Source organism: Actinoplanes aureus (genome assembly GCF_015704865.1).
Lineage (GTDB): Bacteria > Actinomycetota > Actinomycetes > Mycobacteriales > Micromonosporaceae > Actinoplanes > Actinoplanes aureus.
Map to the genome: position 1 here is coordinate 173,483 of NZ_JADQTO010000001.1, position 12,622 is coordinate 186,104.

At 71.7% G+C, this 12,622-nt stretch carries 12 protein-coding genes; 7 read left to right on the forward strand and 5 right to left on the reverse strand.

The genetic code is table 11. The features are described 5' to 3' along the window. The first annotated feature begins 7 nt into the window (after positions 1–7). Together I4J89_RS00785 and I4J89_RS00790 are read left to right on the forward strand one after the other, a co-directional pair. On the forward strand, positions 8–682 hold the full coding sequence (locus tag I4J89_RS00785) for a response regulator transcription factor (protein WP_196411824.1): 675 nt from the start codon (positions 8–10) through the stop codon (positions 680–682). Then, entirely contained in the window at positions 679–1,896 is a 1,218-nt protein-coding gene (locus I4J89_RS00790) for a sensor histidine kinase (RefSeq protein WP_196411825.1), read from the forward strand. The genes I4J89_RS00785 and I4J89_RS00790 overlap by 4 nt, the downstream gene beginning before the upstream one ends. Positions 1,897–1,938: 42 nt before the next feature. Here I4J89_RS00790 and I4J89_RS00795 read toward each other — a convergent pair whose 3' ends face one another. The 3 genes from I4J89_RS00795 to I4J89_RS00805 all read right to left on the reverse strand — a co-directional run bounded on the left by I4J89_RS00795 (position 1,939) and on the right by I4J89_RS00805 (position 6,632). Then, positions 1,939–3,999 (reverse strand): 3-hydroxyacyl-CoA dehydrogenase NAD-binding domain-containing protein, encoded by a 2,061-nt coding sequence (locus tag I4J89_RS00795; RefSeq protein ID WP_196411826.1) that lies wholly within the window; start codon positions 3,997–3,999, stop codon positions 1,939–1,941. Beyond that, entirely contained in the window at positions 3,996–5,192 is a 1,197-nt protein-coding gene (locus I4J89_RS00800) for a thiolase family protein (protein WP_196411827.1), read from the reverse strand. The genes I4J89_RS00795 and I4J89_RS00800 overlap by 4 nt, the downstream gene beginning before the upstream one ends. 147 nt (positions 5,193–5,339) lie before the next feature. Further along, a complete protein-coding gene (locus tag I4J89_RS00805) occupies positions 5,340–6,632 on the reverse strand; it encodes a ribonuclease D (RefSeq protein ID WP_196411828.1) in 1,293 nt (430 codons plus the stop codon). Between the two features lie 141 nt (positions 6,633–6,773). Between I4J89_RS00805 and I4J89_RS00810 the strand changes: the two genes are divergently transcribed. Continuing rightward, positions 6,774–7,835 carry a S1C family serine protease gene (locus I4J89_RS00810; RefSeq protein WP_196411829.1) on the forward strand — a complete coding sequence of 354 codons (1,062 nt, stop codon included), beginning with the start codon at positions 6,774–6,776 and terminating at the stop codon, positions 7,833–7,835. A 102-nt stretch (positions 7,836–7,937) separates the two neighbouring features. On the opposite strand, the gene I4J89_RS00815 is transcribed toward I4J89_RS00810, so the two are convergent. Continuing rightward, positions 7,938–8,510 carry a DUF3000 domain-containing protein gene (locus I4J89_RS00815; protein ID WP_196411830.1) on the reverse strand — a complete coding sequence of 191 codons (573 nt, stop codon included), beginning with the start codon at positions 8,508–8,510 and terminating at the stop codon, positions 7,938–7,940. An 83-nt stretch (positions 8,511–8,593) separates the two neighbouring features. On the opposite strand from I4J89_RS00815, the gene hemE reads away from it, so the two are divergent. The 3 genes from hemE to hemQ are packed head-to-tail and all read left to right on the forward strand — an operon-like array spanning position 8,594 to position 11,780. Continuing rightward, positions 8,594–9,628, forward strand: coding sequence for a uroporphyrinogen decarboxylase (hemE, locus tag I4J89_RS00820; protein ID WP_196411831.1), 1,035 nt, complete (start codon positions 8,594–8,596; stop codon positions 9,626–9,628). 59 nt (positions 9,629–9,687) lie between these two features. Continuing rightward, on the forward strand, positions 9,688–11,079 hold the full coding sequence (gene hemG / locus I4J89_RS00825) for a protoporphyrinogen oxidase (RefSeq protein ID WP_309238133.1): 1,392 nt from the start codon (positions 9,688–9,690) through the stop codon (positions 11,077–11,079). Further along, positions 11,076–11,780, forward strand: coding sequence for a hydrogen peroxide-dependent heme synthase (gene hemQ / locus I4J89_RS00830; RefSeq protein WP_196411833.1), 705 nt, complete (start codon positions 11,076–11,078; stop codon positions 11,778–11,780). Before hemG ends, hemQ begins: the two co-directional genes overlap by 4 nt. A 4-nt stretch (positions 11,781–11,784) precedes the next feature. Here hemQ and I4J89_RS00835 read toward each other — a convergent pair whose 3' ends face one another. Further along, a complete protein-coding gene (locus tag I4J89_RS00835; protein WP_196411834.1) occupies positions 11,785–12,228 on the reverse strand; it encodes a GNAT family N-acetyltransferase in 444 nt (147 codons plus the stop codon). Between the two features lie 81 nt (positions 12,229–12,309). Between I4J89_RS00835 and I4J89_RS00840 the strand changes: the two genes are divergently transcribed. Next, the gene (locus I4J89_RS00840; protein WP_196411835.1) at positions 12,310–12,585 is read left to right on the forward strand and encodes an isoamylase early set domain-containing protein; all 276 of its coding nucleotides are present in this window, start codon (positions 12,310–12,312) and stop codon (positions 12,583–12,585) included. Positions 12,586–12,622 lie beyond the last annotated feature (37 nt).

Below are 12,622 nucleotides of genomic sequence, written 5' to 3' on the forward strand. Positions count from 1 at the left end.
TTCAGGTATGCGCGTGCTGGTGGTTGAAGACGAGCGGAATCTGGCCGACGCGATCGCGCGCGGGCTGCGCCGCAAGGGCATGGCGGTGGACGTCGCCTACGACGGGCTGGAAGGCCACGAGATGGCCTACGTGACCCGCTACGACGTGGTGGTGCTGGACCGTGACCTGCCCGGCATGCACGGCGACGACATCTGTGCGGCGCTGGTCGAGTCGGAGGCGCTGACCCGGGTGCTGATGCTCACCGCGAGCAGCACGGTCGCCGACCGGGTGGAGGGGCTCGAGCTGGGCGCCGACGACTACCTGGCCAAGCCGTTCGCCTTCGAGGAGCTGGTGGCCCGGGTGCAGGCGCTCGGCCGCCGGGCCACGCCCGCGGCGCCGCCGGTGCTCGCCGCCGGCAACCTGGTGCTGGACCAGACGCGGCGCGTGGTGACCCGTGGCGGCGCCCCGCTGGAGCTGACCAACAAGGAGTTCTGCGTCCTGCTGGAGCTGCTCAAGGCGCGTGGCGGGGTGGTCTCCAGCGAGGAACTGCTGGAGCGGGTGTGGGACGCCAACACCGACCCGTTCACCACCACCGTGCGGGTCACCATCAACACCCTGCGCAAGAAGATCGGCGACCCGCCGCTGGTCGAGACGGTGGTCGGCGCGGGCTATCGGATCCCCGAGCCGGTCGTGGCCTCGTGACCGTCTATCTCAGGCGGACCCGCCGGCCGCTCCGGCTCCAGTTGCGGCCCACGCTGCGGCTGCGGCTCACCCTGCTGAACGGCATTCTGCTGGTCGGGGCCGGTGTCGCGCTGGTGCTGCTGGCCTGGCTGCTGGTCAGCGAGTCGCTGCATCCGGTCGACGAGCTGCGGGCCGGGTCGACGGTGACCCTGGCCGACGGCACCACCCAGGAGGCGCTCTCCTGGCAGACCGCGATGGTCAAGGAGGCCTCCCAGGAGTTGCTGTTCAAGGGGCTCAGCGCATTGGTCGCGGTGGGCATCATCGGGATCGCCGGGGCGTACGCGGTGGCCGGCCGGGCCCTGAAGCCGCTGCACAGCGTGACGCAGACCGCGCAGCGGCTCGGCGAGGAGACGCTGGACCAGCGGATCCGCTACTCCGGGGCGGACGACGAGGTGGCGGAGCTGGCCCGCACGTTCGACGCCATGCTTGACCGGTTGGCGGCCGCTTTCGAGTCGCAGAAACGGTTCGTCGCCAACGCCTCGCACGAGCTGCGGACCCCGCTCGCGGTGATGCGTACCGAGATCGACGTGACACTCAGCGACGACGAGGCGGACGTGGCCGAGTACCGGCGGATGGCGAAGGTGGTCCGCAACGCGTCGGAACGGGCGAACGGGCTGGTGGACGCGTTGCTGGTGCTGGCCCGATCGGAGGCGCAGTCCGGCCGCCGGCTGGTCCGTAAGGTACCGGCCGACCTGGCGACGAGCGTCTACAACGCGCTCTCCGCGGTGAAGGCCGAGGCGGGGCGGCTGAAGCTGGACGTGAACACGGAACTGGAACCGGCGCCGGTGGTCGGCGACCCGAGTCTGCTCGACCGGCTGGCCGGCAACCTGATCGAGAACGCGATCCGGTACAACCATCTGCTGGGCAGCCTCTGGCTGCGTACCGAGTCGGTGAACGGGCAGGCCCGGCTGGTGGTCGGTAACACCGGCTACGAGGTGGATCCGGTCGATGTGCCCGGGTTGTTCGAGCCGTTCCAGCGGGGTGGCTGGGAGCGGACCGGGTCACGCGGGTCGGGTCTGGGGCTCTCGATCGTCCGCGCGGTCTGTGACGCACACGGTGGCACGGTCTCCGCGGTGGCCCTGGAGGGCGGTGGCCTGGAGGTCACAGTCTCGCTGCCGGCCGCCGACACCACGCCCGTGGTCGCCGCCACCGCCAGCGTCCCCGGAAAGCGGTGATGCCCGCCCGGCAAGGCCGGACGGGCATCACTCGGGTTCATCTCAGCGGCGGACGTTCGCCACGCCGTCCGGCAGGAAACGCTGGCCGGTGACGCGCTCGGCGGTGCCGCTGCGGTCCAGGTACGGCGTGACGCCACCGAGGTGGAACGGGTAGCCGGCGCCCAGGATCATGCACAGGTCGATGTCCTGCGCCTCCGCGACCACGCCCTCGTCGAGCATGAGGCGGATCTCCTCGGCGAGGCCGTCCAGCGCCTTCTGGCGTACCTCATCGGCGGTCAACGGCGCCGAGCCGGTCTCCAGAAGCTTGACCACCTCGGGGTTGATCTCGTCGTCCACCATCACCGGCAGGCCGGCGTCGACGATCTTCTTGAGGTTGGGGGACTCCACGTACCGCTCCGGGAACGCCCGGTGCAGCGTCTCGCCCACGTGGTACGCGACCGCCGGGCCGACCAGCTGGAGCAGGGCGATCGGGCGCATCGGCAGACCCAGCGGGTCCATCGCCACGTTCACCACGTCCAGCGGGGTGCCCGCGTCGACGGCCTGGAAGATCTCGCTGGTGACCCGGGTGAGCAGGCGGTTGACCACGAACGCCGGGGCGTCCTTGACCAGCACCGACGACTTCTTCAGGGTCTTGCCGACCTCGAACGCGGTGGCCAGCGTGGCGTCGTCGGTCTGCTCGCCCCGGATGATCTCCAGGAGCGGGAGGACCGCGACCGGGTTGAAGAAGTGGAAGCCGACGACCCGCTCCGGGTGCTCCAGGCCGGCCGCCATGTCGGTGATCGACAGCGAGCTGGTGTTGGTCGCGAGGATCGCCTCCGGGGAGACGATCTTCTCGAACTCGGCCCAGATCTGCTTCTTCAGCTCGAGGTTCTCGAAGACGGCCTCGATCACGAAGTCGGCGTCGGCGAAGACCGACTTGTCCACCGAGCCGCTGATCAGGCCGCGCAGCTTGGCCGCGGTGCCCTCGTCCATCCGGCGCTTGGCGACCAGCTTGTCGATCTGCTCGGTCACGTACGCCACGCCCTTGTCGACGCGGGTCTGGTCCAGGTCGGTCAGCACGACCGGCACCTGGAGACGGCGCAGGAACAGCAGGGCGAGCTGCGAGGCCATCAGGCCGGCGCCGACGATGCCGACCTTGGTGACCTTGCGGGCCAGCGACTTGTCCGGCACGCCGACCGGCCGCTTCGCCCGGCGCTGGACCAGGTCGAACGAGTACAGGCTGGCCCGGGCCTCATCGCCCATGATCAGGTCGGCGAGCGCCTCGGTCTCGGCCGCGGTGCCGTCCTCGAAGGACGCCTCCTTGGCCAGGGCGAGCAGCTCGAGCGCCTTGTTGGCGGACGGGACCGCGCCGTGCAGCTTCTCGTCGAGCTGCTGCTTTGCGAAGAACAGCACCGCGTCCCACATGTCGCGGTCGATCTCCGGACGCTCGACCGTGACGTCGCCCTTGACCACGCCGGCCGCCCAGGCCAGCGAGTCCTCCAGGAAGTCGGCCGCTTCGAAGAGCGCGTCGGCGACGCCCATCTCCTTGGCCTGCTTCGGGCGCAGCACCTTCTGGGTGAGCGGGTTCTGCAGGATGATCTGGGCCGCGCCGGGCGCGCCGATCAGGTTCGGCAGGATCTGGCTGCCACCCCAGCCGGGGATCAGGCCGATCGCGACCTCGGGCAGGCCGAGCGCGGCCGCACCGGTGGAGACCGTCCGGTAGTGGCAGTGCAGGGCGACCTCGAGGCCGCCGCCGAGCGCCGCGCCGTTCACGAAGGCGAAGGTCGGGATCTCGCTGTTCTTGAGCCGGGCGAAGACCCGGTGGCCGAGCTCGCCGAGGGCGACGGCCTGCTCCCGCGAGTTGATCAGTGGCATGCCGGTGATGTCCGCGCCGACGCAGAAGATGTACGGCTTGCCGGTGAGCGCGATGAACGCCGGGTTCGCCTCGGTGGCGGCGGTGATCGCCTCGTCGAGGGACTTCAGGCCGGCCGGGCCGAAGCTGTTCGGCTTCTTGTAGTCGAGGCCGTTGTCCAGCGTGATGAGGGCGGCGGGCTGGTCGAGCCCGGGTACCTGAACCAGGCGGACGATCGCCTTGGTCACTACCTCGTTCGGGTTCTCGATCACTTGTCAGCGCCTTCCCAATGCGGATTCTCCCAGATCACGGTGCCGCCCATGCCGATGCCGATGCACATGGCGTTGATGCCGTAGCGGACCTCGGGGTGCTCCTCGAAGTGCCGCGCGAGCTGCGTCATCAGCCGCACGCCGGAGGAGGCGAGCGGGTGACCGATGGCGATCGCACCGCCCCACGGGTTGACCCGCGGGTCGTCGTCGGCGATGCCGTAGTGGTCCAGGAACGCCAGCACCTGGACGGCGAACGCCTCGTTCAGCTCGAACAGGCCGATGTCGTCGATCGTGAGGCCGGCCTTCTTCAGCGCCTTCTCGGTCGCCGGGATCGGGCCGTAGCCCATCACCTCCGGCTCGACGCCGACGAACGCGTACGACACCAGGCGCATCGCGACCGGCAGGCCCAGCTCACGGGCGGTCGCCTCGTCGGCCAGGACGGCCGCGGTGGCGCCGTCGTTCAGGCCGGCCGCGTTACCGGCGGTTACCCGGCCGTGCGGGCGGAACGGGGTCTTCAGCGTGGCCAGCTTCTCCATCGAGGTGGCGCGGGGCGCCTCGTCGACGGTGGCCAGACCCCAGCCCAGCTCGGCGTTGCGGAGCGCCACCGGCACCATGTCCGGCTGGAGCTTGCCGTCGGCGTACGCCTTCGCGGTCTTCAGCTGCGAGTTGAGCCCGAAGCGGTCGGCCCGCTCCTTGGTGATGTTCGGCAGGCGGTCGTGCAGGTTCTCCGCGGTCGAGCCCATCACCAGCGCGGACGGGTCGACCAGCTTCTCGGCCAGGATCCGCGGGTTGGGGTCGACGCCCTCACCCATCGGGTGCCGGCCCATGTGCTCGACACCGCCGGCGATCGCGATGTCGTACGCCCCCATCGCGATGCCACCGGCGACGTTCGTCACCGCGGTCATCGCGCCGGCGCACATGCGGTCGACGGCGTAGCCCGGAACGGTCTTGGGCAGACCGGACAGCAGTGCGGCGGTACGGCCGATGGTCAGGCCCTGGTCGCCGGTCTGGGTGGTGGCCGCGATCGCGACCTCCTCCACGCGCTCCGGCGGTAGCTGGGGGTTGCGCCGAAGCAGCTCTCGGATGCAGCGGATCACCAGGTCGTCGGCGCGGGTCTCGGCGTACATGCCGCCCGCCTTGCCGAACGGGGTGCGGACGCCGTCGACGAAGACGACCTCGCGTACTTCACGGGGCACAGCAAGCCTCCTTGCGGGCGTGAACCCAAATGTGTCGGCAATGCTACTCGCCGGTAACTAGCGGCTGCCAGGCCCTGGGGGAACTTCACAAACGTCCTGGCCGGGCTCACGAATCGGCCCGTGAGGCCAGGACCTGACCGAAAACCGTCAGTCGTCCGGCAGCACCTCGCTGAGCTGTGCGGCGAGCAGGCCCACCTGCCAGTTGCGGGCGCCGAAGCCGAGCAGCGTGTCGCTGACCGTCCGCTCCGAGACGTCGTCCGGCGGCGACCACGCCAGCCGGCGGATGAAGTCGGGACTGATCAGGTTCTCCGGCGGCAGGTTGTGCTTCTCGGCCAGGCCGACCACGACCTGCCGGCACCGGGCCAGGCGGGCCGCCGCGATCGGGTCGCGCTCGGCCCACCGGTGCGGTGGCGGCGGGCCCTCCACCGGCTGGTTCACCGGCAGCGCGTCGTCCGGCAACGACCGGGCCTGGTCGAGCGCGTCCAGCCAGATCCTGGCCAGCCGGCGTACCGAACGGCCGCCGAAGCCGGGGATGCCGAGCAGGGTGCGCTCGTCCTTCGGGTCGGCCTCGGCGGCCGCGACGATCGCCGAGTCGGGCAGCACCCGGCCGGGCGCCGAGTCGCGGCGCGCGGCGACGCCGTCCCGGGCATACCAGAGGGCACGCACCCGGGACTGGGCGCGGGCGCCGCGGACCCGGTGGATGCCGGAGGTGCGGCGCCACGGATCGGGACGGACCCGGGGCGGCCGGTCGGTACTGGCCACCAGCGACGCGAACTCCTCGGCCGCCCACGCCGTCTTGCCCTGCCGGTCCAGCTCGGTGGCGAGCACGTCCCGCAGGTCGGTGAGGAGCTCCACGTCGAGGGCGGCGTAGGTGAGCCAGGACTCCGGCAGCGGCCGGGTCGACCAGTCGGCCGCCGAATGATGCTTCTCCAGCGAGTACCCGAGCAGCTGCTCGGTGAGCGCGGCCAGGCCGACACGCTCGAACCCGGCCAGGCGCGCGGCCAGCTCGGTGTCGAAGAGCCGGCGCGGCCTCATGCCGATCTCGGCCAGGCACGGCAGGTCCTGGCTGGCGGCGTGCAGGACCCACTCGGTGTCGGCGAGCGCGGTGTCCAGGGTGCGCAGGTCGTCCAGCGGAAGAGGGTCGATCAGCACCGTGCCCGCTCCGGCGCGGCGTAGTTGTACCAGGTAGGCGCGCTGCGTGTAGCGGTAGCCGGAGGCGCGTTCGGCGTCCACGGCGATCGGGCCGGTGCCCGCCGTCATCCGGGCGACGACGTCGGCCAGCTCGTCCGCGGTCTCCACCGGTCGAGGGGTGCCGTCGCGGGGTGCGGTCAGTGGTGTTGCCTCGGGGCCGCCAGAATTCGGGCCGGGCGGCACTGCGTGCGGTCCGTCCCCTGCAGTGTCCGGCGAGTCCCGACGGCGCAGGGGTGCTTCGTCGGTCACTCCGTAACCGTACGGGGGTGGCACCCCTGCCGTGCGCAGCCGGGGTCCGGCGCGTCATTTCGATCTTGTCTGGAGTTCATCCGCAGAGCCCTCCGCTCCGTATCACCTGTCAGCGCCGAGACCCCGGGGAGGCCGCGCCTGATGTCCGCACCTTACGAGCCCTTCACCCCTGCCAACGGATCCGATCACTACCGGTCCGGGGGGCGGCGGCGTGCGGACGAGCGCTGGAGCGCCGAACCGGCTGTCGAGGAGCCTCGCTGGTCCTACTCTCAGCAGCAGCAGGAGGCATGGCCTCAGCAGCAGCAGGCATGGCCTCAGCAGCAGCAATGGCAGGAGCCGCAGTGGCCGGCGGCGCAGCAGTATCAGGAGCAGTACCAGCAGCAGCAATACCAGCAGCAATGGACGGCGCCCGAGCCGCAGCTCGCCACTCCTGAGCCGGCCGCGGCCCCGGCCGCGCGCATCGGCCGTGGCCGAATCATGATCATCGGCCTGGTCGCCGCGCTGCTGCTGGTCTCCGCCTGGCAGGCGTTCCGGGTGGAGAGCATGATCAAGAACAGTTCGGCGCTGGCCTCCGCCGTCACCGCGGAGCAGGGCCGCACCCAGGAACTGGAAAAGCAGCTCGCCACGGTCTTCGACCCCGAGGGCATCTCGTCGGCCGTGCTGCCTAGCGTCTTCCGGGTCCGGGCCGGCGAGTTCACCGGCACCGCCTTCGCGGTCGGGAAGACCAACGGCGGCGCGACGAACCTCTTCACCAACTACCACGTGGTGGAGGAGGTCTTCGCGAGCGGCGACCGCAAGGTCTCGCTGGAGCGCGGCGACACCCGCATCGACGCGACGATCGTCCGGGTGAACGAGGGTCGGGACCTGGCCCTGCTCCGTACCGAGAAGGAGATCAAGGTGCTCGCGCCGGCCGCCGGCGCGGTCAAGCCCGGCCAGCAGGTGGTCGTGGTCGGTGCGCCGCTCGGCCTGGAGGACTCGGTCACCACCGGCGTGATCAGCGCGTTCCGGCCGAGTGACTCGGACGGTCCGACGATCCAGTTCGACGCCCCGATCAACCCCGGCAACTCCGGCGGCCCGGTGGTCAACTCCAGCCGGCAGGTGGTCGGCATCGCCACCGCGAAAGCCCGCGGCGCCGAGGGCATCGGCCTGGCCATCCCGATCGAGACAGCCTGCGACACCCTCAAGGTCTGCGGAAACAACTGATTTTCCGGTACGCGTGGCGGACCGTCCCCGCTCTCCCCGCGCGAGCCGGCCGCCCGGCCGCGGCCCCAGCGCGACCGCCGGGAAACAGCACGGGCGCGGGCTTCAGGAGGCCGGGGCGCGGTGCCGGTCGGTGAGAGACGCCACGCCGGGCGGGGGCAGGCCGGCGGTGGAGGCCAGCATCGCGCACCAGCCGCGCAGGTGGGCGCCGAAGTCGCCGGAGGTCGGGGTCCAGGAGGCGCGCACCTCGAGGTCCGCGGTGGGCGCCGGGCCGGCCAGCTCGCCGAAGCGGGTGGAGGCGGTCTGGGTGACCGTGCCGCCGATGGCCGTGTACGCCGCCGCGTACTGCTCCAGCCCGTCGGTCAGCCAGGTCCAGGCCACCGCCGGCAGCAGCGGGTCGGTGGCCAGATCCGCCTCAAGCTCGGCGGTGACCAGGGTGACCAGGCGCAGGTCACCGCGCCAGGCTTCGTGCCCTTCGGGCTCGTGCAGCAGGATCAGCCGGCCGCTCGCCACCTCGTCCCCGTCGCGCAGCACCGTGGCGCTCAGCGCGAACGAGTACGGCGCGAGCCGCTGAGGCGCGGCGATCTCTTCGAGAAGGATCTCCGGCCGCGGCGATTCCGCGCGCAACCCGGCCACGGCGCGGGTGAACGCCTCGGGGGGAGCGGAGGGTGACGCCATGGGGCAAAGCCTATGCCGATCAACCGGCCGCTCCGTGGTCGCCGCGCCGCCGGGCCGGTTCACTCACGTGTCACCATGAGTCGGTGACCGTTCTTGAGAATTCCCCCTTCGTCCGTGCGTGCCGGCGGCTGGAGGCCCCGCACACGCCGGTCTGGTTCATGCGGCAGGCCGGGCGCTCGCTGCCCGAGTACCGCAAGATCCGGGCGGGGATCGGCATGCTCGAGTCGTGCCGGCGGCCGGATCTGGTCACCGAGATCACCCTGCAACCGGTGCGCCGGCACGGTGTGGACGCGGCGATCCTGTTCAGCGACATCGTGGTGCCGATCGCCGCGGCCGGGATCGACCTGGACATCGTGGCCGGCACCGGGCCGGTGGTGGCCGAGCCGGTCCGCGCCGAGAGCGACCTGGCCCGGCTGCGGTCGATCACGCCGGCCGACGTGGACTTCGTGGCCGAGTCGGTGAAGCTGCTTGTCGCGGAGCTCGGCGAGACCCCGTTGATCGGCTTCGCCGGGGCGCCGTTCACGCTGGCCAGCTACCTGATCGAGGGCGGTCCGTCGCGGACCTACCTGAAGACCAAGGCGATGATGTACGGCGCTCCGGAGCTCTGGAACGCCCTGCTGTCCCGGCTCGCCGAGATCACGCTGACCTTCCTGCGTACCCAGGTGGACGCCGGCGTCAGCGCGGTCCAGCTCTTCGACTCGTGGGCCGGCGCGCTCTCCGAGGCCGACTACCGGGAGTACGTGATGCCGCACTCGGCCACCGTGCTGCGCGGTCTGCGGGACGCCGGGGTGCCGCGGATCCACTTCGGTGTCGGCACGGCCGTGCTGCTGGAGGCGATGGGCGAGGCGGGTGCGGACGTGGTCGGCGTCGACTGGCGTACCCCGCTGGACGTCGCCACCAAGCGGATCGGGCCGGACCGCGCGGTGCAGGGCAACCTGGACCCGGCGATCCTCTTCGCCGGATGGGACGTGGTGGAGCGGGAGGCCCGCCGGGTCGTCGAGCAGGGCCGGGCCGCGCCGGGTCACGTCTTCAACCTGGGACACGGCGTCATGCCGGAGACCGACCCGGACACGCTGACCCGCCTGGTCGCGCTGGTGCACGAGGTCTCGGCCCGCTGAAGCTCACACTGGCGGACCCCGGTGGGCAACCGGGGGCGGGGCCTGGGAGGGTGAGGGGCGTGCGGAAGCGGATCGCGGTCATCGGCGGTGGTGTCGCCGGACTGGCGGCCGCCGTGCGGCTGCGGGACCGTACCCCGGCCGGCACCGAGATCATCGTGTACGAGCAGAGCGGCGCCCTCGGCGGCAAGCTGCGCACCGGTGAGCTGGCCGGTGTGCCGGTCGAGCGGGGCGCCGAGTCGTTCCTGTTCGGTGCCCCGGACGGCGGGGAGTCCGCGGCGGTGTCCCTGGCCCGGCGGCTCGGGCTGGACGGGTCGCTGGTGCATCCGGCGGCGCGGCCGGCCGCGCTCGCGATCGGCGGCCGGCTCGCCCCGATCCCGGCCGGCACCCTGGTCGGTGTGCCCGGCGACCTGTCGACTCTGGACGGCGTGGCGTTGCCGGCGAGCGACGCCGATCGCGACACCGGCCGGCCACTGATCGCCCCGGGCGAGGACGTCTCGGTCGGCGAGCTGGTCCGCTCCCGGTACGGCGACCAGGTGGTGGAGCGGCTGGTCGACCCGATGCTCGGCGGGGTCTACGCGGGCCGCGCCGACGGATTGTCCCTGCGGGTCACGATGCCGCAGCTGGCCCGCACCGCGGAGACCGAGCACACCCTGCGGGACGCGGTCCGGGCCGCCCAGACGCAGTCGAAACGGGTGCCGGGGCGGCCGGTCTTCGCGGCCGTCGAGGGCGGGATGAGCCGCCTCGTGGCGAGCGCCGCCTCGGCCAGTGGCGCCCGGATCAGCCTGGGACTTCCGGTGCGTGAGCTCACGCGTACCCGCGATGGTTGGCGGTTGACGCTCGGTCCGGTGCCCGCGCCGCAGACCGATGATGTGGATGCCGTGATTCTGGCGGTGCCGGCGAAGCCGGCCGCCCGGCTGCTGGCCGATGGCGCGCCGGAGGCGGCGCAGGCGGTCGGCGCGTTGGAGTACGCGAGTGTGGCGCTCGTCGCGATGGCCCTGCCGCCCGGCGCCGGCCTGCCGGACCTCTCCGGTTTCCTGGTTCCGCCCGGCGAGGGCACGCTGGTCAAGGCCGCGACGTTCGTCAACCGGAAATGGCCGCACCTGGCCGGTCCGGACGGCCCGGTGATCGTGCGGGCCTCGCTGGGTCGTGCCGGTGAGGAGGCGCGTCTCCAGCCGAGCGACCGGACGCTGTTCGCGCAGGCGCACGCCGAGCTGAGCAAGCTGGTCGGTAGCGCGTTGCCGGAGCCGTCCGGCTTCTGGATCCAGCGGTGGGGTGGCGGCCTGCCGCAGTACGCCCCCGGACATTCCGGCCGGGTGGCCGCGGCGCGGGCCGGTCTGCCGCCGGGGCTGGCGCTGGCCGGGGCGGCGTTCGACGGGGTCGGCATCCCGGTGTGTGTGGCGAGTGGTGAGCGTGCGGCGGACGATGTGTGCGAGTACTTGGAGGAACTATGAGCGAGCAGCAGACCAACGCGTCCCGGATCAACGAGCTGAACGCGACGATCCGCTACACGATGTGGTCGGTGTTCCGGGCCTCGTCGCCGCTGCCGGCGCTCCGCGACGAGCTGGCCGGTGAGGTGGACGCGCTCGTCGAGCAGCTGGCCGGCAAGGACGTGACGGTCCGTGGCACCTACGACGTGTCCGGGCTGCGGGCCGACGCCGACGTGATGATCTGGTGGCACTCCGGGTCGTCGGACGCGCTCCAGGACGCGTACGGGCTGTTCCGCCGTACCGCGCTGGGCCGCCACCTGGAGCCGGTCTGGTCGCAGATGGCGCTGCACCGCCCGGCCGAGTTCAACCGCAGCCACCTGCCGGCGTTCCTCGCCGACGAGGAGCCCCGGCCGTACGTCTGCGTCTACCCGTTCGTCCGCTCCTACGAGTGGTACCTGCTGCCCGACGCGGAGCGCCGCGAGCTGCTGGCCGAGCACGGCAAGATGGCGCGCGGTTACCCGGACGTGCGCGCCAACACGGTCGCGTCGTTCGCGCTCGGCGACTACGAGTGGATGCTCGCCTTCGAGGCCGACGAGTTGCACCGCATCGTCGACCTGATGCGTGACTTGCGGGCCTCGCGGGCGCGGCGGCACGTCCGCGAGGAGGTCCCGTTCTACACCGGCCGGCGGCGCTCGGTCACCGAGATCGTCGCCAACCTGCCCTGACCCGTCAGCCGCGCGCCATGGGTACGTGGGGGATGCCGTCCTCCACGTACTCCGGGCCGGTCTGGACGAAACCGTACCGGGAGTAGAAGGCGGCCAGGTGTGCCTGCGCGTGCAGCACGCTGGGCCGGCTCCCGATGATGGTCAGCGCCTCGGCGAGGAGCCGGCCGGCCAGGCCGTTGCCGCGGGCGTCCGGCGCGGTGACCACCCGGCCGATCCGCTCCACCCCGCCGTCGTCGAGGATGCGCAGGTACGCCCGGACCGCACCGTCCCGCTCGGCCCACACGTGCCGGGTTCCCGGCTCGGTGTCCCGTCCGTCCAGATCCGGATAGACGCAGTCCTGCTCGACCACGAAGACGTCGGCACGCAACTTGAGGATGCCGTACAGGGTGGTGGTGTCCAGGTTTCGGAAGGATGCCACGCGTATCTCGTCGTGTGGTTCCGGATGCATCGACACAACATACGCGGCGTGTCCTCACCTCTGAGCCGTTCCCGCCGTTATACGGATGAGGCTCGGACCGCGGAGGAAACCATGATCAAACGCAGCAAGCTGTTCGGCAACAAGACCCGGGTGACGTTCTGCCTTCCGGCGGACCAGCCCGCCGGGCGGGTCAGTGTGGTCGGCGACTTCAACGACTGGCAGCCGGGTCTGCACGAGCTCCAGGCGCGGCGCAACGGCACGCGTACGGTGAGCGTCCCGCTCGAGCCGGGCCACTACGCGTTCCGTTACCTGGCCAGCGACGGCGTCTGGCTGGACGACGAGGAGGCCGACGCGGTCGGGCCACGAGGCAGCGAACTCCGCCTATAAACGATTCACGGACCCCGTCGAGGGGATTTGCTTGATC

Excerpts from the sequence above, each read along its gene's own strand:
- I4J89_RS00810 (WP_196411829.1), top strand. The coding sequence starts at position 6,774 with ATGTCCGCACCTTACGAGCCCTTCACCCCTGCCAACGGATCCGATCAC.
- I4J89_RS00835 (WP_196411834.1), bottom strand. The coding sequence starts at position 12,228 with ATGCATCCGGAACCACACGACGAGATACGCGTGGCATCCTTCCGAAAC.
- I4J89_RS00785 (WP_196411824.1), top strand. The coding sequence starts at position 8 with ATGCGCGTGCTGGTGGTTGAAGACGAGCGGAATCTGGCCGACGCGATC.
- hemQ (WP_196411833.1), top strand. The coding sequence starts at position 11,076 with ATGAGCGAGCAGCAGACCAACGCGTCCCGGATCAACGAGCTGAACGCG.
- I4J89_RS00815 (WP_196411830.1), bottom strand. The coding sequence starts at position 8,510 with ATGGCGTCACCCTCCGCTCCCCCCGAGGCGTTCACCCGCGCCGTGGCC.
- I4J89_RS00840 (WP_196411835.1), top strand. The coding sequence starts at position 12,310 with ATGATCAAACGCAGCAAGCTGTTCGGCAACAAGACCCGGGTGACGTTC.